This window comes from Chitinophagales bacterium, from assembly GCA_041392475.1.
GTDB lineage: Bacteria > Bacteroidota > Bacteroidia > Chitinophagales > UBA2359 > JAUHXA01.
On sequence record JAWKLZ010000001.1, the window covers coordinates 1,431,060 to 1,455,037 of the forward strand.

Sequence of the window (23,978 nt, forward strand, 5' to 3'; positions counted from 1 at the left end):
TTTTGAAAATTTCGGTTATCTACTCGTTTGAAACAGTCCTTTTCATTCATTTTTGTAAATAAATGTACCTATTATTGCATATCTCTTTAAAGGCAAAATATGAATGATATGAACGTTGAGGAGTTGAACAAGTTGGTAAAAGAAATGGTCGTTTACTGCAAAAAATACAGTATTCCTATTGAACATTTATTTGAGATTTTGGAGGACCAAAAAGTTGTGCCTATGATTAGAGGCAAAGCGATGGAATACAACGCATTGTATGCTTTGGCATCTATTCTTTCTAAAAGAAATTGGAGTGTTCAAAAACTAAACCTCAATGCTCAAACGGGGAAAACTGATGAGGATATTTCCGTCACACATAGAAGGAGCGGCATCAGCCTAAAAATAGAAAGCAAAAGTGGAGTGAGGGGCAGTATGAACAATGGAGAGCGTGCAAGAAATATAAAAGAACCACATTTTAAAGTAAAATGCCATCGTTCGAGAAGCAATATCAGCTTAGCTGGCACTTCCAATGATAGATATGCTGTTGATACGTTTGATGTAATCATCACCAATCCATTGAACGCCCTTATTCAGGGAAATACAGTTGGCGAAGACTTAGAAATCATTCACAATGATAAGACTAAACGCGTTTTGTATGAATTTTATGATGTGGATAACAACAAGGATTTGCTTCTAAAAGCAGAAAACGATTGGCGATTTTGCATTCCTTCTGATATAGCAGAAAATGGATTTATCCCTCGCACACCCTATGTGAAATTAAAAAATGACCCTCACTGGCGGCCTATTCAAGAAATTGAAAAACGCTTGATTGCTATTGTAAAAGAAAAACACAAAGAGAGATCATAAACATCAAGCTACCAAATCAACTGTATTGTTATCTATAATTTCAGGGAAAGGAATATGTCCTTGTTTGGCTGTTGGAATAAGTTCAGACGCTTCTTCAATCGTTTGAAAATTTAAAATAAAAAGCTCTTTTCCTTTGTATCTACTTCCCTTTTTTTCTGTTCCATTCTTCTGATCATCTGTACGTTGTATGCAATAATTCCATTCCTTATCGTGCATTTCGATCATCCAATTATACAACTGTCTAATTTCATCTGTATTATCATAAGTGATGAATAGTTGAAGACGATTACTGTTTCTTTTCAGACATTTTTCTAATCTATAATGGTCTTCTTTGTCAAAAGAACAACTGTAAAATTTATCTTGATCGGCATTGAAGTAAGGAGGGTCAATAAATAAAAGTGCATTATCAGGAGCATTGTCTATTACCGTTTCAAAATCTTGGACAGTAAGCTCTACATCTTGGAGTTTTTTGCTTGTACGTCTGATGTTGGCTGGCCAATTCTTAGGTTGCATAGAATACTTTGCACCATAGCCCCAATACATATTTTTATTATTCATAATGCCACTGTAAGAAGTGCGATTCAAATAAAACCATCTACCCGCTTCCTCTATTGAATTTGTTGGCTTAAATTCCTTCTTAAAAAAAGTATGGAGTTCTTTCTTTGCAGGAATTGGATTACCAAGAATTTCCCCTTCAATGTATGTGGAAGGCAAAAACTCCATAGATTTTTCATTAATGGTTAAAAAGTCAATCAATTGGTCAGGAAAATCCCTAATAGCTTGATAGACATTTACGAGGTCTGAATCTTTGTCATTCAATTGATTGACTTTCGCTTTTTGTTTAGCAAAAAAAATGCTCGCCCCTCCCGCAAAAGGCTCAATATAATGTGTATGTGGAGGTAAATGCTCTAAAATCAACTTCCGAGCATAATATTTTCCACCTGCATATCTAAAAGGACTATGTATAGATGTATGAGCCATTTAATTAGAATTTTCTTTTAGCAAAAATAACCTTTCTTTAGCTAAAATGCAATTCTTTTGCTTCTTTCCCAAACTATTCCACCACAATCTTCTGCTGATACAGCACCTGTTCACCCACAATTTGCAGCCAATAAATGCCTTGAACCAAAGAGCGAGTATCCACCGTTTCTATTTCTTGGGTAAGTATTTGTTCATGCTGCAATTTTCCAGTCATACCGTACAATTGAAGTACAATATTGGAGCTTAACTTTTCACCCAAATAGCGGATGTTCAACACCTCGTTTGCAGGATTAGGATAGGTCAACCAATTGTTTTGTTCGATGGCAATATCCTCAATATCCGTCATCAAAGCCGTATCATACAAATTCACATCGTCCAACATCGCTTCTACCAAACTCACCCCATCATAAGGCTCCCCTCCGCCAATCGGAATAATGTCAGGCGTTTTGTCCTCTGCTACAAACCGCAGTTGAACCGTTGCAGAAGGCTCGACATAATCCCGCACACGCACCGCCACAAATCGCCAAGAACGATCCCCTGTCAAGGTATTTTCCACCAATTTCCACGTTGTGCCATCGTTCGTGATATACACCCGCCAAGCCTCCGTATTCGGATTCACCCCTTGATGATTCGTAAACCAACGATAATACGAAAATGCAGGTTCCTCAAAATCAGTCAAATCATAGATACGAGAAGTCAAGGTTGTTTTACCTGCCCAAACGCCTGTTCGATTTTCATCCAAACTGTAGTCTTGAAATTCGACATTCAAGCCCGTCACCGCACATTGATTGTCGTTACTTGCCGAATAGTCCATGCCCGATTGCACCACATCCCCACTAAACAAAGCCGTTTGCATGGGCGAACCAATCTCCCAGCGTTCTGCCATTGCATCATCCTCTTCCACAGCCGTACTCCACAAATCAGCCGAATCCGAAAAATCATCGTTTTCGAGCAAATTGTAGCCCACCAGAAGCTGGTACGGATGATTGGGCAAACCCACATTTGTGACACCATAAGGGAAAGTAATGGCAGGTAGATTTGCGCCTCCACTGTCTTGTATCTCAAAGTAAAAATTCACCACCGTTCCCTTTGCGAAAGGCAGCATAAAAGCAGTATAGTTGTTGTCACCCGATAGACTAATCACGTCAATGTCTTTGAAGGTTGTCGCACGTTGGTCCTTATACTTCAATCGGATGCGCTCCAAATAAGGCAAATAATTGAAGTCAATGTCCAAAATAACAGGCACTTCAATGACCGTATTGGCAGGCACATTTGGCGTTTCTTCAAAGGTAATATCTGCATCTACTTGCAAGTAAATACCGTGATCTCCAAAAGCTTTGAAAATCTGCGTACTATTGGGCGTTCCATTCGACAAATCACCATCGTCGTCATCTGCAATCAAGGCTTCAAAAAGTACATCTGAATACAAACGCCCCTCTTGACCATTTGGACGCATCGGTGCGGCTGCCTGACTGTTCACAAACAACTCAAAAGCTCGGTCAAAACCAATTGTTTGCTGCAAATCAATCCACGAACCTGCAACGATTTCGCCGTTGTTGTGCTGAAACCCACTGATCCAATTGTCTGGGAAACGCTTTTTGAAGCCATTGTAGCGGCGAATAAAAGAATTAGAATTGCCAATCATGTACCCTCCTGCCAATATGGGATTTTGGGTAATGCCATGCGACCAAACATCTGCATAACCTTCATTGATAGAACTGTTTGACATCGAACCCCCATAATATTCATACACTCGATGGTTGATACCATGACCATATTCATGGAAAACCACATCTGCAAATTCTGCCAAACTATAGCAACCTCCGCCCTGTTTGTAAAAATTGATGCCATACCAATTGTAAAAAGCATTGCAGCTACCATCTGTCCTTTGTACACGAGTAGGCATAGAATAATCGAGCAAGGTAAATTCATCGGGTAGCCACGGTTTCATAAAATCATGCACTCGATTGGTGTGGTAAAAGACCGATGATTCCCAAAGTTTTGCCGTATCTGGTAAGTGTACTTCATTGCCGTTCACAGGAATCACAATCGGATAAGAGGGCACATTTTCACCCTCTGCTCCAATCAATACCTGACAATAAGGCCCTTCTAAATATGCTGTTCCCTGCAATTCGGCATCAGACGTAAACGGAATCTGCCCCTGCGAATTGGTGATAAACTCCTCTCCTCCTATTACCACCCGCATATTCGGCAATGCCCTCAACTCGCTGCCCAAGTTGGAGTTATCCGTCACATTGCCCATCATATAAGGGTTATCCGCAGGATGGTAAGTAGCAATGCGGTTGCTGCGATAGTAGGTTTGTCCAGTATGGGCATCCATTAGGACATAGTAGTTAAACGGCTCATTGTGTGTACCTTTCCCTACCATATCTGCCTCATACACGACTTTGAATTCGTATTGGGCAGTAGAAAAAGGAATGGGTAAAATTTTCAATTCGGGATAAATCGATAATTCGCTTACCGTTCCTTCTATGTCCTTCAATGCCAACTGCTTCAATACCTGCAATGGCAAAACAGGCTGTTCGTTTACTTCAATATTTTGAAACAAGTCTAAGGTAAACGCCACGACTTTATCGTCAGGTGTAATCCTTATTGAAGCCCTACTATTCAACACTTCTCGCCCTTGGTAAAATTGTTTAAACTGCACATAATCGTACTTTGCCGTTTCATTTGTTTGCTGAAACTGCAATGCTTCGAGCGGCAAATTAAAATCTGCCAGTTCTCGCTCCAAAAAATAAAGGGCTTTTTGTTGGGCATTTCCTTCAATGACAACATCAATACCTTTTCCTGCTGCCCGCATTGGCAATTCGGTAATCGTATTGAAGCCTACAAACCATGACCCATGACGGGCTTCAAAGCGGTGCCACAAATCAGAATTTTGAAGTTGCTGTTGCTTGATGGGATTTTCTACTTCAATGTGTAAACGGTCAGCAAAAATAGATACTTCATTTTCATCTATTTCGTGGCGGTCTTGTGCTTGTGCATTGAAAGATAACAAAATGATAGTCAATAAAAAAGGTAAAAATTTGTTCATTTTTTGTGATTGTGGATGATGGACGCATAAACTGAAGCTGCAATATTACAAAATCGCCCTACATTGGAGTGTGTTTTGTACGACATTGTGTTTTTTGATATGCTTTATCACAGATTTTGCAGATAAAAAAAAAAATCCCATTGACTAAACTTCTCAAATTTCTTTATGTTTCAGCAGCATCGCTGCGACACTATTTGTAGAACTGCAGGTAACATTTTCTTCAAGGGGCGTAGCCTCGACACCATAGAAAATCAGTTATTTAGTTGTGCCGAAGCTACGCTCCTAATCGTTTCTATTCCATTTATTTTCTACAGATAGAGTCAGGGCTATGCCCTTGTAAATGTCAAATAATTTTTGTTATACGATATAACGCTTGTACGGAACTTTGATAAATTTGGATAAGTCGTTTATTATTAGTATATTATACAAATGAACAGATTGACTCAAAAGAACAAAAAGCAAGTAAAAGTAACAGATATTCTCGAATTAATCCCTAAAAGCCTCTTAGAAAGTGCTAAAAAGGAGACAAAAGTGGATTGGAATGTAAGCCATTTTCGAGGTCGTGTGATTTTAGAACTCTTTTTATACGGTATGAGCCGAAGTAATCGGCTAAGTACGCATGTATTAGAAACCTTGTATAATTCTCCTATCTTTGATTATATAAGCACTAAGAATGACGGTCATCAAACACGTCATAGTTCAATAGCAGACAGATTAAGTAAAATTAACAGCAATTACTTTCAATCTATTTTTGAATGGTGTTATGGTCATTTTTCTACTTACTTTTCTAACAAAGAACTGATAAATAGAGTTTTTCGATTTGATTCTACTCTTATTGCGATTAGTTCGGCTTTGGTAAGTTGGGGGATGCGAGTAGGTCGCCCTCCTGAAGAGGGGTTTGAAAAAGTCCAACTCAAATTTACTGTTGGAATGAAAGGTCGTTTGCCTAAGTATGTCAAGAGTTTTTTTGACCAAGCTCATTTGAGTGAAGAAACTGCCCTGTATGAAGGTATTCTTGCCGCTCAACCCACCGAACATGATTTTGTTGTATTTGATAGTGGTTTAAAAGGCAGAGAAAAGTTTAAATCATTTGATAATCAAGGGATTAATTTCGTAACCAGAGGAGCTGATAATCTAAAATATGAGTTCATTCGAACCTATAATGATGCAACTGATTTAGAAACTGTTGAGGGAAATAAAATAGTACAAGACAGTGTAGTACATCTATTTAAAGAAGGCAATCAAAAGGTTGATTATGAGTTTCGGCTCATTGAAATTGAAATAGAAGATACAGGAAAAAGACTTTTTTTCATCACTAATATTACAGAATTACCAGCTCAAATCATTGCTCAGATTTACAAATTACGGTGGGAAATTGAAGTCTTTTTCAGATTTATCAAACAAGAATTAAGCATCAAGCACTTGTTAAATCGGACTAAAAATGGAGTAAAAACTCAAATATATCTCACACTAATATTTGCTCTTTTACTCACTGTTTTCAAGGAAGAAAACAAGTTAAAAGGATATAAAATTCCAAGATTACTATTTGAAGAACAGTTACTTTTTTCAATTCTTAATCAACTTGCTGAAGAGAAAGCAAAAATCATTGTAAAGCAGAAATTGAAAAATCTTAAATTTAAGGAACCATAAGTTCCGTACAGTCCTTATACGATATTGACAATTATCGAATAAATATAAAAATCCCATTGACTCTTATCGAATCAATGGGATTTCTATTCTAAGTTTTACAAGAAAAACGTCAGTCGTAAAAGCCTATTTCGCTACTACAATGCGTTGATGCTCGACTACACCTGAATCGGTGGTCAATCGAAGAATATAAACACCTGTCGCAAATTGAGAAGCGTTCAATTCAACGTGGTAATTTTCACCCGCTTCTGCTTGTCCTTCAAAAACAGTTGTCACTTGTTTGCCATCCAATGCAAAGACGCTTACGGTAGCATTGCTCGTTTCGGCAATATTGAAGTGAACAATCGTTGAATTTGCAAATGGATTTGGTTGAGCGATCAAAGTGCTTGCAGTTGTGATGTCGGCTGTTTTACGGCCTCTACCTCGTCCGCCACCAGTTGAAGAATTGCGGCCGACATAGATACAAACTTTGGCTACTTCACCATTTGCATCGGTTACCACTGCTTCATGGTAGCCGCTTACTGCATTGGTGATGGTATGTGTTCCGCCAGAGGCTTCAATTGTACCTGTTGAACCGTTCGACCACGCTACGTCATAAGGAGGTGTACCGCCTGTCGCTTCTACGGTAGCCGTACCATCTGCTGCCCCCGCTGCTGTTTCGTTGGTCGCACTTTGGTCAGAGACATACACCATGTCGCTGCTTTGTGCGATTTGGAAACAGCCACTTGGGTCGGAGGCAGAAATGCTCCAAGGTCCATAACCTACTACTTGATACACGCCTGGGGCTTTTTCGGAGATGAATGTACTACCTTGACCCATTGGTGTATAGGTAATCGGTGGAATTCCTCCAGTGAATGAAACCAAAACGACTCTCTGTTTAGCTCCTGGCGCACAACCTGACTCTGATGCTACGACATCGGTATTGACCTGAATACCACAAGGACAAGGAGCGCACAATGCACCACCGCAGTCCACATCTATTTCATCGCCATTCAAGATTTTATCATCACAGGTTTCGCAGGAACCGTTGTCAACACAAGCCGCTGCTTCATAATTGTGTGCATTAGGGTCTGTACAGCCTTCGGCTACTACTTCAATATCTTCTGAACAAGTTAAGGTAATGTCAAAATCTCCTGTGCCACTACTAAACCCATGCACCAAAATATAATAATCTTTACACTTCACGCTGGTAAAATCAACAGAAGGGTCATTTCCTCCACAAACAGCATAATCATCATCTTCTCCAATGACACAGACTAAATCACCACAATCACCTTCAAAAATGCTCATTTTAGAGTCATGTGTAGCACCACAAATATCTACTGTTACATCTGCTCCTGTGCCGATAAAATGATACCATACACCAGGAGAAGTATTGGAGGTTACACAAGAGCCTACATCATCAAAGTTTGCATTTACAGTTGTGCCAGACAAAACATCTCCACATTCGATGGTTTCTGCATCTGCACATAAATCGTTGTCAGGAGGATAAACACATGAGCCGTCATCGGTTGCAGCACAGGCATCGTAGTTGGTGGCAGAGGGATCGGTACAGCCACTCAAATCAATCAATGTGGCACAGGCAGGGGCGGCTGGGTCAAAAACAAATTGATCTTCTAAGTCACCTCCACTAGGACAAATTGAACTTCCTAGAGTATTGTTGCTAGGTGAACCATTGATGATTTCACAACCTGCATTGGGACCATCAATCAAGTAAATGGAAAATGAATTGCCATTCCATCCATCCCCAAAAGAATCAAAAGCATTGAAAGTGTAATTTTCTCCCTCTGTTAAACAAAGTTGTGTACAGGCTTCAGCAGTTGGGTCACAATCCGATGCTATTTCATTAGCACCACTATCCACTAATTGCCAGCCTACTTCACTAAGAAAATCACCTGTCTCATGGATTTTTATACCTACGCTAACTTCTCCTGCTCCACACTGAGCAGCAGCATTTTGCAGCGAAAAACAACAAAGAACTGCTAAACACAACAGCACCAAACATTTTGTAAAAAATCTTGTCATCATCTTAAAATTTTAGTAATTGGTTTAATAAAAAATAAGTGTTAAATCTAAGTTAAATTTTTGAGATTCCTATGTTAAAAAGTCAGTTTTCTGTCAAAATTTCCAAATAATTTTAATTTCTCTTTGAAATATCCCTTTTTTTGGCTTATCCAAAAAATAACAATTAAAGGATTTCTTTTATTCCTTCAAATACTCAATAACCGCCTTTCTAACATCTGCCCTCAAATCATCTATGTCTCCCTTCTCTGCTTCATAAATCTTAAAAATGTCGGGATTGTCACGGGTCAAAAAATCCAAATCTTTTTCCAGACCTGTGAGTAGAAAGTCGGTCAATGCGACTCGGTAAGTTGTGGTTGGATTGAGGGTTTTGCCGTTAATCGTCCAAGTATTGTCTGCTTCGTTGTAGGTGATTTTCTGCCATTGAAGGTAGCCGCCTGTGCCTGCATTTTCTCGTCCAATGACCAAAATTTCGTGTAAGAGTTCGCCCGACATTTCGACTTCTACAATACTCCCGCCAAAGGGCAAAGTACGTATGATGTCGACTTGTGTGATTGCACCTTTCAAGAAATCGTCTAATCGCACCGAACCTGAATTGGTGAAAGCGGCTATCGACTTTGGAGCAGCTTTGAGCATGGCTTTGGTAATCATGTCGCCCATGTTGGTTGGGCCATTTCGCATAGTTTTCTCACGTCCGTCCAAAGGTTCTTTGAGGGTAGTGAGGGTTTCGTTGGGGTCAAAACCTGCTTCTTTCATGCTTTTATCTGCAATATCATTCCATTTATCCACGACTTTTTTCACTTCTTCATCTTCGGCTACTTTGTCGTTGATTTCCACCAATTCGGAGTTCACTTTGACCGTCCCTGTTTTTTTATTGAAGTTCAGGCGGTGTACATAGACAGTTTTGGCATTGGCATCTGCTTTAGCGACTCTGTTTGCTCCGACTTCGTGGTACATATTGTCGTGATCGTGTCCTCCCATGATGAGGGGCAGTGGAAGTTTTTTGGCCAATTCCAAATCGTCTTCTACATTGAGGTGGGTCAAGCCTACGATATAGTCTGTTTCAGCTTTCATTTCGCCATAAGCTTGTACGGCAGATTCAAAAATATCATCGTAATATACATATTCTTTTTTGTTATCACTCAAACAAACCGATAAAATGCCGATGCTTACATTTGTACCGTCTTCGTCGGTGAGGTTGAGCTGATAGGTATCGGGGAGGTTTTGGGCTTCGCCATCCACCATTTTGGCGAAAGGCTTTATATTGTCTGCGCTGTCTTTTTGAAGCACATTTGCCACAACCCACTCAAATTTGGATTCATTGATGCGAGCTTGCAAATCGTCTTCGTCTAGGTCAAACTCGTGATTGCCGAATGTAACGACATCTACTCCCATCACATTCATGGTTTCCACCATCTGTTTACCTTTGATACGACTGCCTTCAAACTTCAATGTGCCAATGAGGGAAGGACTCAAAAAATCGCCTGCCAAAACGGTGATAACCAATGGATTTTCCTTCAATAATTGCTCACGAATCGTGGCTACTCTTGCCAATCCGCCTACTTTGCCGCCTTCCAATGGGGCGATTTCATAGACATCGTTCATCTGCAAAAATACGACTTCAATCATACCATCATCCACATCTTCCATTGCAGGAACATCTGATGTAGGAGTTTTGATGGTTTTTTTGGAAGGGTCGCAACTATTGAAGGTGACTAAAAGGGTGGCTAAAAAGAGTAAAAAAAGATAGTTTTTCATGTTTAAAAGAGGTTTTTTTGATTTAAAAAAAGCATTAGTTGAGTAAGATAAGGACATTTTTTCGACAAGAAAAATTCTTGATACTACTAATTTGAGTAGATTTTCTTGACATTATCCTTATTTTGTCCATTAAATGATTTAACAACTAACCCATCAATAACAAATGAAAACAACACAACACTTTTTTAATTTATTGTTATGTGCATTAACATTTTGCATGGTTTCTTGTGGAAACGAATCGAGTAGTCAACCCCAAAATGACACGACCGAAGTAAAAGACGAGCAATACCGTCAACAAGCTCAACAACTGGCGCATGACTACATTATCGTAGATGGTCATGTGGATTTGCCGTATCGGCTGACTGTCCAAAACTTTCAATTGACCAGAAAATACTTGGGTATTCCGATTGAAACGGACGAGGGTGATTTTGACTTCAAACGTGCGAAAGAAGGTGGCTTGGACGCACCTTTTATGTCCATTTACATTCCTGCAAGTTACCAAACAGGTGGTGCAAAGAAGTTTGCAGATGGATTGATTGATATGGTGACGGCGATTGCAGACAGTATTCCCGATAATTTTACGATAGCGAGTACGCCAGCCGAAGTGGAATCTATTGTAAAAGCGGGTAAAATTGCGCTTCCAATGGGTATGGAAAATGGCGCACCAATTGAAGATGATTTGGCGAATGTGAAGTATTTCAGGGATAGAGGCATTAGCTATGTGACTTTGACGCACTCCAAAAACAACCAAATTTGTGATTCTTCTTACGATACAACTCGACTTTGGAACGGATTGAGTGATTTTGGTCGGGATGTGGTGGCAGAAATGAATCGTGTGGGGATTATGGTGGATATTTCACACGTTTCGGACAGCACGTTTTATCAGGTGATGAAACTCAGCAAAGCCCCTGTGATTGCTTCTCACTCTTCGGCTCGATATTTCACCCCTGGTTTTGAACGAAATATGAGTGATGATATGATCGAAAAATTGGGCAAAAACGATGGGGTAATCATGATCAACTTCGGTTCTACTTTTGTGGATGAAGCAAGCCGCAATCACTACGATGCCATGAGTGATACGCTCAAGCAGATATTGGCTGCAAAGGGTTTGACGGACGAGGATTCTACTGCAAAACCGATTATCGAACAATTCAAAATTGACCACCCGACTTTGTTTGCAGATGTGGAAAAAGTGGCAGACCATATTGACCATGTAGTGAAATTGGCAGGAGTAGATCATGTGGGTTTTGGTTCGGATTACGATGGTGTGGGCGATAGTTTACCGACTGGATTGAAGGATGTTTCGGATTATCCCAATTTGATTTATGTCTTGTTGAAGCGTGGTTATTCATCTGAGGACATTCAAAAAATTTGTTACGGGAATGTTTTTCGAGTATGGAATAAGGTTTTGGAGGTATCAAAGGATTTGCAGAAACAGAGTTAGTTTTAGTACAGACTTCCGAAATTTACTATTTCAAAAAGCAAATTTCGGAAGTCTTCACCCTACAATTTTTCAAAAAATTTGCGTTTTTGAACCTGAATTTGTATTTTGAGTGTGAACTTATTAACTCAAGTCCGCTTCCTTCAATAACCATGTCAAAAAAGAAATCTAATCTTCAAGCATTTGGCAGTCAAGATAAGTCTGACTTAGAAAAACAAATGCACTTCGATTTCCCAAAAAATCTGGTTTCTCAAGCAAAAGGTATGAAAAAAAGATACTATAGTATCGGTGAAGTTGCTGAAATGTTTGACGTAAATGCTTCCTTGTTGCGTTATTGGGAAACGGAATTTTCGATTCTCAAACCCAAGAAAAACCGTCAGGGCAATCGCCTCTACACCGAAAAAGATGTTGAAACAGTACGCCTTATCCACAATCTAGTGAAAGAACGGGGTTATACGCTTGAAGGTGCCAAAAATAAATTGAAGGAAAACCGTGATGAATTGGAAAACAGGCAGAAAGTTATCAAGACCTTGAAGAATATTCGGACATTTTTGGTAGAAATGAGAAATTTAGTAGATAATGAATAAGGCTCAAATGATAGACAAATATGCTTCTTTCATCAGACAACAATTAAATAAGCCTCAGTTTTTGTTGGTTTTTGGGATTATTTTTTTGGTTTTTCAGTCGGTGATAGCCTATATTATCAATCCTTTGGGAAGCGAAAAGGTGCTGCAACTACAAACCACTTTTTCGGTAACTACTTTCCAACAAATCATTTCGGAATGGCGAGCTTACGGCCTTTTGCCTCACTATTTTCAACATTACTATCTTGACCTGTTTTTGCATCCTCTCGCTTACAGTTTGTTTCTTGCCACTGCTTTGGCGATGGTGATGAACCGTTCTGAGGTTTCTACTCAATACAATTTCGTACTGTTTCTTCCTTTTTTGGCTGGCACAGGAGACATTTTTGAGAATGTGATGCACCTTTTGTTGCTGACACATACCGAACTTATCAATGCTTTTATGGTGGGTTTGAGTGCCTGTTTTGCGAATGGGAAATGGCTGCTTTGTGGCGTATGTTTGGTGCTAATTGCTTGGTGGGGAGTCAAAGCTTGGAAGAAGAACAATAAATGATGAAAATTTTGAAGTTTTCAAAAATCAAATTTAGGGTTGGTATTTTTTCACAAATTCTTCTGCTCCTGTAATCGCCTCATTCATTTCTTTTTTGACTTTTTCAATTTTTTGCATTTGGTCTTGAAGATATGCCATCGCCTCCTCTTCGCTTTTATCCTTAGGTGCTTTGTAATTTCGCATCCAATTCATCATGGATTCGTCAGCCGCTTCTAAACTTATGATATATTCATTAAAGCCAATCTTAGCTTTTGGAGTCAAAGAAGGGTCGTTTTTCATTAGGCTGTCTGCCAGACTACTGACCTGCTTCTTCAATCGGTATATCAAATCCATTTTAGCCATCGCTTCATCGTGGATTTTCATGACCTCTTTTTGCAGTTCTTTCACTTGAGAAATTGGTTCAGACGGAGTTTTTGCAGCATCACCATTGCAGCCAAACAAAAACACAAAGGAGCTAAAAAGTAATAATAAACAAGAGAATTTCATGAGTAGGTATTTTTTATTATAAGAACATTTAATAAGACGAAGTGTTTTATCTATAGCGTTACTACTTTCTAAAAAATAGTCCATAAGCTAGTTACGCAATTTATTTTTAATTTTTGAACTTAATTACACAAATGATAAAGAAAATTTCCCTCATCATACTCGGCATTGTTTTGCTGTTTGTTGCAGCATTGATAATTGCCCCCAATTTTTTCAAAGCCAAGATAGTCACTTTTGCCAAAGAACAACTCAATGCCAATCTGAATGCGCATGTTGATTTCAGCGATATTAGCCTCTCGCTCATCAAGGATTTTCCAGATTTACATGTATGCTTAGAAAACTTAGAGATAGCAGGAAAGGGCGATTTTGAAGGAGATACACTTGCCAATATTTCTCAGTTGGCACTGACTGTCAATGTTAAATCACTTTTTAATCAAGAACAAATTGAAGTCAAGCAGGTCAAGGTCATTGATGCCAAAATTTTGGCAAAAGTGTTGAGAGATGGACGAGCGAATTGGGATGTGACTTTGCCAGACACTATTGAAGTGACGAATGCCGAAGCCGAACCCACGACCTTCAATGTAGGCGTTCAAGCATACAGTCTTGCCAATACCGACATCATTTACGACGACGCTTCTTTGGATACCAAAGTGACGATAAAAGGACTGAATCATGAAGGGAAAGGAGATTTTACGCAAGACTTATTCACGCTCAATACCAAAACTACGATGGATGCTTTTACCATCAATTATGAGGGAATTGCTTACCTCAATCGGGTGAAAACAAAAGTTGACACAGATTTTGCGATGGACATGGTGAACGGAAAATATACCTTCAAAGGCGGAAAAGTATTGCTGAATGCGCTACCAATTGACGTAGATGGTTGGCTACAAATGCCTCCTACTTCGGACGATATCAACATGGACATCACCTTTGATGCCAAAGAATCAGACTTCAAATATTTGCTGTCTTTGATGCCCGCTATTTACATGAATGATTTTAAAGGTGTCGAAACAAAGGGGCGAATGGCATTGAAGGGCTTTGTGAAAGGTACGTACAATGCACAAAAAATGCCTGGCTTCAATGTAGATTTGAAGGCAATGGACGCTTATTTTCAATACCCTGATTTGCCGAAAGCAGTGGAAAACATCCAAGTTGATATGCAAATCAAAAATCCAGATGGTGTTCCCGATCATACCGAAATCAACTTCTCCAAATTTGCCTTTCAAGTAGATCAAGACCCATTTGAAATCGTAGCAAATATCAAAACCCCCGTTTCTGACCCCAATTTTGACATGAAAGCAAAAGGTAAGGTAAATCTCACCAATTTGGCGCAAAGTTATCCGATGGAAGGAGCGAAAATGTCGGGTATGATTGAAGCGGATATTGTAGCCAAAGGAAAGATGTCGGATGTCGAACAGAGTCGCTACGAACAGTTTGACATGAGTGGAGATTTGAAGGTAAATGATTTGATTTATGCATCAACCAATTTACCACAAGATTTGAATGTCAAGAGTTTATCTATGTTTTTTACGCCCAGCAACGTGCAAGTGCGTGACATCAATGCAATCGTGGGACGCAGTGATTTTAAGGGTTCGGCAAGTGTGGAAAATATTCTAGGCTATGCGTTTGGGAAAGGAACATTGACAGGAAAGGCAGACATTCAATCCAATCAATTTGACTGCAATGAGTGGCTTTTGGAGGAAGGAGAAACCTTGCCAGCAGATCCCGATGCGAAAGGTGCTTCGGAGGTCTATGAAGTGTTTGAAGTTCCCGAAAACATCGATATGACCATCACTGCAAAAGCAGGTAAAGTGTTGTACGACAACATCGAACTGAAAAATGTAACAGGTAAACTCTTAGTCAAAGATGAATCTATTGAACTCGCCGATTTTTCGTCAGAAACCTTGGATGGAAGCATTGTGATGAATGGTTCTTATAGTACCAAAGACCATTCCAATAAGCCTCATGTGAGTATGGAGTATGATATGAAAGAAATTGATGTAGTTCAGGCGTTTATCACCTTCAATTCGATGGAAAAACTCGCTCCGATTGCCAAATACATCAAAGGTAATTTTTCTTCAAAATTTAAGGTTTCGGGTAATCTGAACGAAAACATGATGCCCGACATGAGCACTTTTGATGGAAATGGTTTGTTTGCAGTGTTGAAGGGAAGCATTGCAGGATTCAAACCAATGGACAAAATAGCAAATGCACTTCAAATCAAGGAATTAGAACAAGTCAAAAATTTCGATGCCAGCACTATTTTTTCTTTTGAAAATGGACGTGTATCAGTCAAACCTTTCGATATCAGTCCTTTTGGGGTAAAAATGAACATATTTGGTACACATGGTTTCGACCAAACTTTGGACTACGACATCAAGGTACAAGTACCGAGAGACAAGCTGGGCGCACAAGCTAAATCGCTGGTATTGAGCCTAACCGAGCAGCTGGCTAAAAAAGACATTGTATTGGATGTGCCAGATTTTATCAACATCAATCTCAAACTAACGGGTACACTGCAAGATCCAAAAGTGGAAACCGACTTTACGGATGCTTTGGCTTCGGCGGGTAAATCGGTTGTAGATGCTGCAAAGGAACTCATTGACGAATCGGTCAACATGGTGAAAGATGAGGCGAAAGAATTGGTGGACAAGCAAAAAGAAAAAATCACACAGGCTACCAATGAGGTGAAAGACGAACTAAAAGATAAAGCAGGTGGATTGACCAAAGACTTGAAAAGTAAAGCCTTGGAGAATCCTGATTCTGCAAAGGTTTTCTTGAAAGATCAAGTGAAAGACCTCAAAGAAAATGGTACAAAAGGTGTGGCAGACAAGGCAACGGACTTATTGAAGGGCGGAAAGGACGACACCAAAGGTTCTAAGGATTCGCTGGAGCAAAATTTGGGTAAAAACGCCAAAGACAAAGCGAATGAAACTTTGAAAAATCTTTTTGGGAAACCGAAAAAGAAGGAGGAACCTGTGGATACTTCGGGGAATTAAAAAATGAAGTTTTCTTTTTTAAAGAAATGAGCATTTTTGAGATTATTATTGCATATATGAGATTTTTTCTTTAAAATTGCATTATAAAATTACATCTATGCTTTATACCAATGAAAAAGTCAAACGATTATTAAAATCTGAATTGGTTAAAAGAGGTATAACAACTACCGATTTGGTTATTCTTCTAAACAATGTGGGTTTGAATGAAACGAAATCAAGTATTGCAAGCAAAATTAGCAGAGGAACTTTTAGTGCAACTTTCTTCCTACAATGTTTAGATGTAATTGGTTGTTCAAAATTGGATATTAGCGATTATCCAACAAATTTAAGCATTGCTGCCGAGCCAAAAATTGAATACACAATAAATAATGATAAAAAATAATAAACTACGTTTTATTGATTTGTTCGCTGGATTAGGAGGAATCCGCTTGGGTTTTGAACAAGCATGTCAAGATAAAGGTATTGAAGCAGAGTGTGTGATGACCTCTGAAATCAAGCCTCATGCAATCAAAACTTTGAAGTACAATCATGACCATGAAAACTTTGTGGGAGATATTTTTCAAGTAAAAAATGAGGATATTCCAAATTTTGATTTCCTTTTTGGAGGTTTTCCTTGTCAACCATTTAGCACTGGCGGGAAAAGGCAAGGTTTTGCTGATACAAGAGGAACTTTGTTTTTTGAGATTGAAAGAATAATCAAATACCATCAACCTATGGGTTTTATACTCGAAAATGTAGAAGGTTTGGTTAAACATGATTTAGAAAACAAAAAAGACCCTATAGGTAGAACTTTATCAACAATTATCTATAAGCTTGAAAAAGAACTTGGTTATCAGGTATCTTGGGAGGTTCTGGATTCTGTAAATTTTGGTGTGCCTCAGTCAAGAAAGAGAGTGTTTATCGTTGGCACGAAAGACCACAAAATTTCATTGAAGGATTTTTATGTGGAATACAAGGTTTTGAGGAGTGTCTTGGAAGAAGGCAAGGAAACTATGAATACCGATTTTACTCAGAAACTATTGGCTCACTTTACGATTCAAGAACTGTATGGTAAATCTATAAAAGACAAACGAGGCGGCAAGAACAACATTCATAGTTGGGATATTGGGCTTAAGGGCGAATGCACAAAAGAACAAATCTCTTTATTGAATCAACTATTTAAAGAACGTAGAAAAAAGCATTGGGCGAAAGAGATTGGCATTGATTGGATGGATGGTATGCCCTTGACTTTGAAGCAAATTCAAACTTTTGCTCCTTCCAATAATTTATTTAGCAGTTACAACTTAAAAGAATTACTGGACGATTTGGTTGAAAAGGGTTATTTACGTTTTGAACATCCCAAAAAATTGGTGACACAGGAAACAGAAAATGGCACTATACAATCTCGGATATATGATGAAACAAAACCGAAAGGCTACAATATTGTGACAGGAAAACTGAGCTTTGAAGTAAACAAGGTTTTAGATCCCAATGACATCGCTCCTACCCTTGTTGCAACAGATATGGCGAAAATTGTAGTTCCTGATGGGAATGGCATTAGAAGGTTGACAATAAGAGAAGGTCTAAGAATTTTTGGTTATCCCGAAAATTATAAAATACCTGTTAAAGAACGTTTTGCCTTTGATTTACTCGGCAATACAGTTGTCGTTCCTGTGGTGAAAGCTATTGCAGAAAGGGTTCTGGAAGCTATAGACTTAAAAGACAAAAAGGTAGAACGAATCGAAGAAGTAATCATAGAAGCATAAGTCCTGTATTTTCAGCATATTTATTAATCACATTGTACAACCAATTTTCTCTATATCCTGCACACTGAAGATACATATCTTGAGTATCAGCTAAAGCTCTGAGAAAATCTATTTTATTTGTAAAAGCTACGTGTTTAAGTCTTTGTGAATACCATGTACATGGACGTATGTTGTAAATCTGCCCTCTCTTTGTTTGAACTTTGATTGGGTTAGGTCCAGAGGGGCTTGAAATCTCCCAAACTTTCTTTAACCAAACATTATGAATTCTAAGTTCAGCATTAATCATCCTATAACTCAAAATCAAATAATCTGCTTCAATTCTTTCGGGTTTGGTCAATAATGATGTGCAATATGAATCAAAATTTGCGATATCAAATGCAGGACCTGCATCGGCATTGAATGTTTTTATCTCCAGAAAGTCTCCAGTATCGCTATCAGAAAGCAAGAAATCAGGAAATTCTTGAGTATTTCCTCTAGTTCTGTAATAATAGTTTTTGCTATCAAACCAATTTCTAATCCATTCTTGAAGCAAATCGCCAACAGCATCTTTTCCATTGTACCTTGCAGTAATATTCCCTAATTTTATTTCAACACTTCCAATCTTACTTTTGATGTCAAAATTATTGACAAGTTCATTGTAAATTTGTGCTGCTGATACTCTTAATTTGCTCGGCATGTTTGCATTTTGAAAATTGTGATAAATAACGATTCAAACTCAAATGTAATTAAATTATCTTTCTTGACCTACTAATATTCTTCCTATGAACATTGTAATCTTAGACGGCTATGTAGCCAATTCTGGTGATTTGAGTTGGAAAGGTATCACCCAACTAGGGGAAACAACTATTTACGATAGAACTCCTCCCGACTTAGTATTTGACCGAGCCAAACAAGCAGAGATTTTGGTGGTCAATAAGGTAGTTTTGGATGAAACGATGCTCAACAAATTATCCCCAAAGCTAAAATGTGTCTGTACACTTGCAACGGGCTACAACAACATTGATGTAAAAACAGCTCAAAAATGCGGCATCACAATATGCAATGCAATTGGTTATGGTTCTCCTTCGGTAGCGCAACACGTTTTTGCACTTTTGCTTCAATTGACCAATCAAGTCGCACTTCACAACCAAAGCGTCCAAAACAATGAATGGGCAAACTCCAAAGATTGGTCTTATACCAAAAGTCCGATGATGGAATTGGCAGGCAAAACGATAGGCGTGTATGGCACAGGTCAAATCGGGCAGCAGGTCATCAAAATTGCAATGGCTTTTGATATGAACATCCTCGCCGTCCGAAAAAATCCCAACAAACCTACACCTCAATATGTGAAATTGGTGGACATTCCGACCTTGTTTGGCAAAAGTGATGTATTGACCCTACACGCCCCTTTGACCTACGAAAACACCCACATCGTCAACCGCAAAACACTTTCGATTATGAAACCCACTGCCTTCTTAATCAACACAGGGCGAGGCGGTTTGGTCAATGAAGCGGACTTACGAGAAGCACTTTTGTATGGTTCGATTGCGGGGGCAGCTTTAGACGTACTTTCAGAAGAACCGCCTCCACAAAACCACCTCCTTCTCAACCTTCCCAATTGCATCATTACTCCTCACCTTGCTTGGGCAACCCGAGAATCGAGAAGCCGTTTGATTCAGATTGTAGCAGACAACATTGAAGCTTTTTTGAAGGGAAAACCACAAAATGTGGTGAGTTGATTTTTGGGCTTTGTTCTCCCATTTTCACTTCATTTTATTAACTTTGGCAAACCTTCTCGTTTCAAACCTTACAGGCAATATGATCAAATACTTACTCCTTCTAATCACCCTATTTATGGCTACGAACCTCTATTCTCAAACAGGTAATTCTCCCCTACCCTATCACCAAATCCCCGACTATCCCGACAAATATTCTGCTACGACTACTGTGGCGAGAATGTTAGACGGTTTGGGTTATCGCTACTATTGGGCAACCGATAGTTTGCGAACAGAAGACCTCGAATACAAACCCAGTGAAGACAGCAGAAGCGCAGGACATACCATAGAGCATATTCACGGCCTTAGTCAAACAGTTCTCAATGCGATTCAACAAAAAGCAAATGTTCCTACTGAACCTGAAGAATTGAGCTTTGAAGAAACCCGAAAACGCACTTTGGAGAACTTCAAAATAGCGAGTGAAATACTAAAAAACAGCAAGAAAAAAGACCTCAAAAAGTTCGATATTGTCTTCAAAAGAGGTGATAAATCATCGAGTTTTCCCTTTTGGAATTTACTCAACGGCCCAATTGCAGATGCGATTTACCACACAGGACAGATTGTAGCTTATCGCCGTGCTTCAGGGAATCCGCTTAATTCTAAGGTAAGCGTTTTTACGGGGAAGAATAAGGAGTAAGCAATTTCCTAAAAGACTTAACAAGTTATAAACCCTTTCTCTATGAAACACTTTTCCCTTTTATTGCTCCTCATCTCCTCCTTCAATATTTTCATACTTCAAGCACAACAACCCAACACTTCCCCCACCAAACGAGGAGTCGTAATAGACGATTCGGGTGTGATGAAATGGGCAGATACACAAGAAGAAATACAAGGTTTTGGAGTGAACTATACCACCCCTTTTGCACATGCGTATCGGTCAGCATTGAAGTTGGGAGTCAATCCGTTGGAGGCAATTGATGAAGATGTGTATCACTTTTCCCGATTGGGATTCGACCTTTATAGAGTTCATGTTTGGGACACCGAAATCAGTGACACTTTGGGAAATTTGTTGTTCAATGAACACTTAAACGCTTTTGATTATTTATTGAAAAAATTAGGTGAACGAAACATCAACTATGTCATCACCCCCATTGCTTTTTGGGGCAACGGTTGGCCTGAACCCGATGACAAAACGCCGGGATTTTCTGCAAAATATGGCAAAGACAAATGCCTCACAAATCCCGATGCCATTGCAGCCCAACAGAATTATTTGTACCAATTCATGAACCATGTCAATCCTTATACACAAGTTGCGTACAAAAACGATCCTCGCCTCATTGCCATCGAAATCAGCAACGAACCGCATCACCGAGAAGCTCCCGAAAAAGTCACCAAATTTGTAAAAGGAATGGTCGAATCTGTCCGCAAAACGGGCTACGAAAAACCTATTTTTTACAACATCAGCCACAGCGTACATTTAGCAGACGACTACTTCAAAGCCGATATTCAAGGCGGCACCTTCCAATGGTATCCAACGGGTTTGGGTTATCAAGAAGAATTGCAGGGAAATTTTCTACCGAATGTGGACAAGTACGACATTCCTTTTGAAGCGACCATCAAAAAGCACAAAGCAGCGAAATTGGTCTATGAATTTGATGCAGCAGATATTGGCAAATCCTACATTTATCCTGCAATGGCTCGTTCGTTCAGAACAACAGGTATTCAGATTGCCACACATTTTGCGTATGACCCCACTTATTTAGCGTATGCCAATACGGAGTACAATACGCACCACATGAATTTAGCCTATACACCAGACAAGGCATTGAGTTTGAAGATATGTTCAGAGGTTTTTCACCACATTCCGATGTACAAAGATTTTGGTGCATACCCCCAAAACGCCGAATTTGACGACTTTTTGGTAAACTACGAACAGAATCTCGCGATGTTCAATACCAATGAAAAATATTTTCACACCAACAGCACTTCCATCGCTCCCAAAAATTCTGCAAAACTCCAACACCTTGCAGGACATGGCAGTTCTCCAATCGTGGAATACAGTGGAACAGGAGCTTACTTTCTGGACAAACTCGAAAAGGGCGTTTGGCGATTGGAGGTAATGCCTGACGCACTTATCATCCGAAATCCATATGGTAGAAACAGCCTCGACAAAAAAGTGGCAGTAATTCAATGGAATGAAAACCAAATAAATATCAAACTAAATGATTTGGGAATGGACTTCAATATCCACCCTCTCAATGACGGTAATTCCTTCAAAACCCAAACAAAAAATGGCCTATTTACGATCACTCCTGGCAGTTACCTACTCACCAAAGCAGGTATAAACTCCAAATGGAAGGCCTCGGACAATTGGCAAAACATTCGATTGGGTGAATTTCACGCTCCCAAAAGTACAGTGGATAAAATCTATTTGGTACATGAACCCTTTGCTTCAACGACTGCAAACGAAGATTTGAAAATAACGGCGCAGGTAATCAGCCCCAATCCCAACTTCAAAGTACAACTACAATTGACCAGCGGCTTGGATTGGAAATTGATAGAAATGGAGCGAAAAGAAGGCTTCAAATATGTTGCAACTATTCCAAAGAATCAAACCAAGCAAGGTTTTTTGACCTACTACTTATATGTAAAAAGCAGCGATGAGAACACCACTTTTCCTGCTGCAAAAACGGGTTTTCCCTACGATTGGGATTTTTATGAGCGCACTCCTTACAGCGTGCGGGTCATCAAAAAAGAGCAGCCAATTTACTTATTTGATGCTCAAGAGGATTGGACAAAACTTTCACTGAGCTGGTGGTCAAGAGATTCTCAATTGATTCCTACCAACCAAGCCCATGAAGCGGAATACCAAATCAGAATAAACGAATTGTTCCAAAAAGACGAAGAAAATCTCAATGCTACCCCAATTTACGATTACAGCATCAAATACTACATCAACCGAAAAGTCAATCACTTACGAACGCAACTAACTGAAAAGAAAGTTTTGGTTCTTAAGGCCCGTTCATTAGACGCAGAACCCAAACCCATACAAATTTCACTTACCACTAAAGATGGTAGAGCTTATGGCAAAGTTGTTGAACTGGGAACAACTTTACAGGAATACGAAATCCCTATTGCAGCATTGAAAGAAGTGAAAACCATCACTATGCCCCGTCCTTATCCAACTTTTTTGCCCTACTATTTTGAAGCAGATGCCACTACTCAACATCAACTGAATATGGCCGATATTGAAGGAATTCAAATTTCTATTGGACCTGATATTGAAGAGAACCAACGCATGAAAGCGCATGGTGTAGGAATTGTAGGAGTGATGTTGAGGTGATTTTTGATGAAGTAAAATGTATTTCCTATTTTCAACTATTTGATGTAATTTCAACTTATATGAAAATCTTCTTCATACACCATCCCGACCAACTTCCTGCTAAAACCTTCAATACCTACCTTCAACAACTTCCGATTCCTATTCAACAGAAAATAAGAAGGTACAGACGTTGGAAAGATCAACAGGCGGGATTGTGGGGCAAATTGTTGTTAGCAAAAGCTTTGAAGGAATTTGGGTACGACAAAAAATTGTTGAGTCACCTGCAATATACGACTTACCAACGCCCTTATTTCCCTGAAAATATGGAAATAAAAATGGACTTCAATATCACTCACTCTGGCTTTGTAGTGGCTTGTGTAGTAAGCGAAAAACAGCGCATTGGCATTGACGTTGAACACATTCGCCCTATCGAAATCCATCATTTCACCAAACAATTTTCGACTATAGAAATACAACAGATGTACGGTGCTCAAAATACGGAAAGAGCCTTTTTTGAGCGTTGGTGCCAAAAAGAAGCCATCATCAAAGTAGATGGTCGTGGTTTGAGTATTCCATTGCCGCAAGTGCTGATTGAAGGATTGACCGCCAAAGTGGAAGACCAAATTTTTTACCTTCAACCTTTGCAGTTGGTGGACGATTATGCCAGCTATCTGGCTTCTACTGAACCCATTGAAGGTTTTGAAGTACAGGAAATGACAATTGAAGCACTGTTATTTTGAACGAAGACTTTTGAAGTTTTCTTTTATAAAACGCTGGTTTTCTTACTGAAAGATAAATTTCTGAACCAAAACTTCAAAAGTCTAAATCAGGATTCATTTTATAATCAG

General features: G+C 39.2%; 18 protein-coding genes. 12 read left to right on the forward strand and 6 right to left on the reverse strand.

The genetic code is table 11. From position 1 onward, the window contains the following. The first annotated feature begins 99 nt into the window (after positions 1-99). The gene (locus tag R3E32_05195; protein MEZ4884117.1) at positions 100-849 is read left to right on the forward strand and encodes a hypothetical protein; all 750 of its coding nucleotides are present in this window, start codon (positions 100-102) and stop codon (positions 847-849) included. Between the two features lie 3 nt (positions 850-852). On the opposite strand, the gene R3E32_05200 is transcribed toward R3E32_05195, so the two are convergent. Both R3E32_05200 and R3E32_05205 read right to left on the reverse strand, forming a co-directional pair. Beyond that, positions 853-1,830, reverse strand: coding sequence for a Dam family site-specific DNA-(adenine-N6)-methyltransferase (locus tag R3E32_05200; GenBank protein MEZ4884118.1), 978 nt, complete (start codon positions 1,828-1,830; stop codon positions 853-855). 73 nt (positions 1,831-1,903) lie between these two features. Further along, complete coding sequence (locus R3E32_05205; GenBank protein MEZ4884119.1) at positions 1,904-4,885, reverse strand: T9SS type A sorting domain-containing protein; 2,982 nt, start codon at positions 4,883-4,885, stop codon at positions 1,904-1,906. Between the two features lie 429 nt (positions 4,886-5,314). Here R3E32_05205 and R3E32_05210 point away from each other — a divergent pair, with 429 nt between their 5' ends. Then, a complete protein-coding gene (locus R3E32_05210) occupies positions 5,315-6,535 on the forward strand; it encodes an IS4 family transposase (protein ID MEZ4884120.1) in 1,221 nt (406 codons plus the stop codon). Between the two features lie 123 nt (positions 6,536-6,658). Here the strand turns inward: R3E32_05210 and R3E32_05215 are convergent, their stop codons facing one another. Together R3E32_05215 and R3E32_05220 are read right to left on the reverse strand one after the other, a co-directional pair. Further along, positions 6,659-8,557 (reverse strand): T9SS type A sorting domain-containing protein, encoded by a 1,899-nt coding sequence (locus R3E32_05215; GenBank protein ID MEZ4884121.1) that lies wholly within the window; start codon positions 8,555-8,557, stop codon positions 6,659-6,661. Between the two features lie 177 nt (positions 8,558-8,734). Beyond that, complete coding sequence (locus R3E32_05220; GenBank protein ID MEZ4884122.1) at positions 8,735-10,312, reverse strand: bifunctional metallophosphatase/5'-nucleotidase; 1,578 nt, start codon at positions 10,310-10,312, stop codon at positions 8,735-8,737. A 163-nt stretch (positions 10,313-10,475) separates the two neighbouring features. On the opposite strand from R3E32_05220, the gene R3E32_05225 reads away from it, so the two are divergent. From R3E32_05225 to R3E32_05235, 3 genes are all read left to right on the forward strand, one after another. Continuing rightward, on the forward strand, positions 10,476-11,756 hold the full coding sequence (locus R3E32_05225) for a dipeptidase (GenBank protein ID MEZ4884123.1): 1,281 nt from the start codon (positions 10,476-10,478) through the stop codon (positions 11,754-11,756). 149 nt (positions 11,757-11,905) lie between these two features. Next, positions 11,906-12,340 (forward strand): MerR family transcriptional regulator, encoded by a 435-nt coding sequence (locus tag R3E32_05230; protein ID MEZ4884124.1) that lies wholly within the window; start codon positions 11,906-11,908, stop codon positions 12,338-12,340. Next, entirely contained in the window at positions 12,333-12,887 is a 555-nt protein-coding gene (locus R3E32_05235; protein ID MEZ4884125.1) for a hypothetical protein, read from the forward strand. The genes R3E32_05230 and R3E32_05235 overlap by 8 nt, the downstream gene beginning before the upstream one ends. 30 nt (positions 12,888-12,917) lie before the next feature. Here the strand turns inward: R3E32_05235 and R3E32_05240 are convergent, their stop codons facing one another. After that, the gene (locus R3E32_05240) at positions 12,918-13,370 is read right to left on the reverse strand and encodes a hypothetical protein (protein ID MEZ4884126.1); all 453 of its coding nucleotides are present in this window, start codon (positions 13,368-13,370) and stop codon (positions 12,918-12,920) included. Between the two features lie 131 nt (positions 13,371-13,501). Between R3E32_05240 and R3E32_05245 the strand changes: the two genes are divergently transcribed. The 3 genes from R3E32_05245 to dcm all read left to right on the forward strand — a co-directional run bounded on the left by R3E32_05245 (position 13,502) and on the right by dcm (position 18,114). After that, complete coding sequence (locus R3E32_05245; protein MEZ4884127.1) at positions 13,502-16,369, forward strand: AsmA-like C-terminal region-containing protein; 2,868 nt, start codon at positions 13,502-13,504, stop codon at positions 16,367-16,369. Between the two features lie 97 nt (positions 16,370-16,466). Continuing rightward, positions 16,467-16,751, forward strand: a complete 285-nt coding sequence (locus tag R3E32_05250) for a DUF6471 domain-containing protein (protein MEZ4884128.1) — start codon at positions 16,467-16,469, stop codon at positions 16,749-16,751. Then, positions 16,738-18,114, forward strand: a complete 1,377-nt coding sequence (gene dcm / locus R3E32_05255) for a DNA (cytosine-5-)-methyltransferase (protein ID MEZ4884129.1) — start codon at positions 16,738-16,740, stop codon at positions 18,112-18,114. The genes R3E32_05250 and dcm overlap by 14 nt, the downstream gene beginning before the upstream one ends. Here the strand turns inward: dcm and R3E32_05260 are convergent. Beyond that, the gene (locus R3E32_05260) at positions 18,101-18,790 is read right to left on the reverse strand and encodes an NgoBV family restriction endonuclease (protein MEZ4884130.1); all 690 of its coding nucleotides are present in this window, start codon (positions 18,788-18,790) and stop codon (positions 18,101-18,103) included. The two genes, dcm and R3E32_05260, sit on opposite strands and share 14 nt — an antisense overlap. Positions 18,791-18,875: 85 nt before the next feature. On the opposite strand from R3E32_05260, the gene R3E32_05265 reads away from it, so the two are divergent. The 4 genes from R3E32_05265 to R3E32_05280 all read left to right on the forward strand — a co-directional run bounded on the left by R3E32_05265 (position 18,876) and on the right by R3E32_05280 (position 23,870). Continuing rightward, positions 18,876-19,832, forward strand: coding sequence for a D-2-hydroxyacid dehydrogenase (locus R3E32_05265; GenBank protein MEZ4884131.1), 957 nt, complete (start codon positions 18,876-18,878; stop codon positions 19,830-19,832). A gap of 79 nt (positions 19,833-19,911) precedes the next feature. Then, a complete protein-coding gene (locus R3E32_05270; GenBank protein MEZ4884132.1) occupies positions 19,912-20,505 on the forward strand; it encodes a hypothetical protein in 594 nt (197 codons plus the stop codon). 42 nt (positions 20,506-20,547) lie between these two features. Then, complete coding sequence (locus R3E32_05275; protein ID MEZ4884133.1) at positions 20,548-23,151, forward strand: membrane or secreted protein; 2,604 nt, start codon at positions 20,548-20,550, stop codon at positions 23,149-23,151. Between the two features lie 59 nt (positions 23,152-23,210). Then, positions 23,211-23,870 (forward strand): 4'-phosphopantetheinyl transferase superfamily protein, encoded by a 660-nt coding sequence (locus tag R3E32_05280; GenBank protein MEZ4884134.1) that lies wholly within the window; start codon positions 23,211-23,213, stop codon positions 23,868-23,870. The last annotated feature ends 108 nt before the right edge of the window (positions 23,871-23,978 follow it).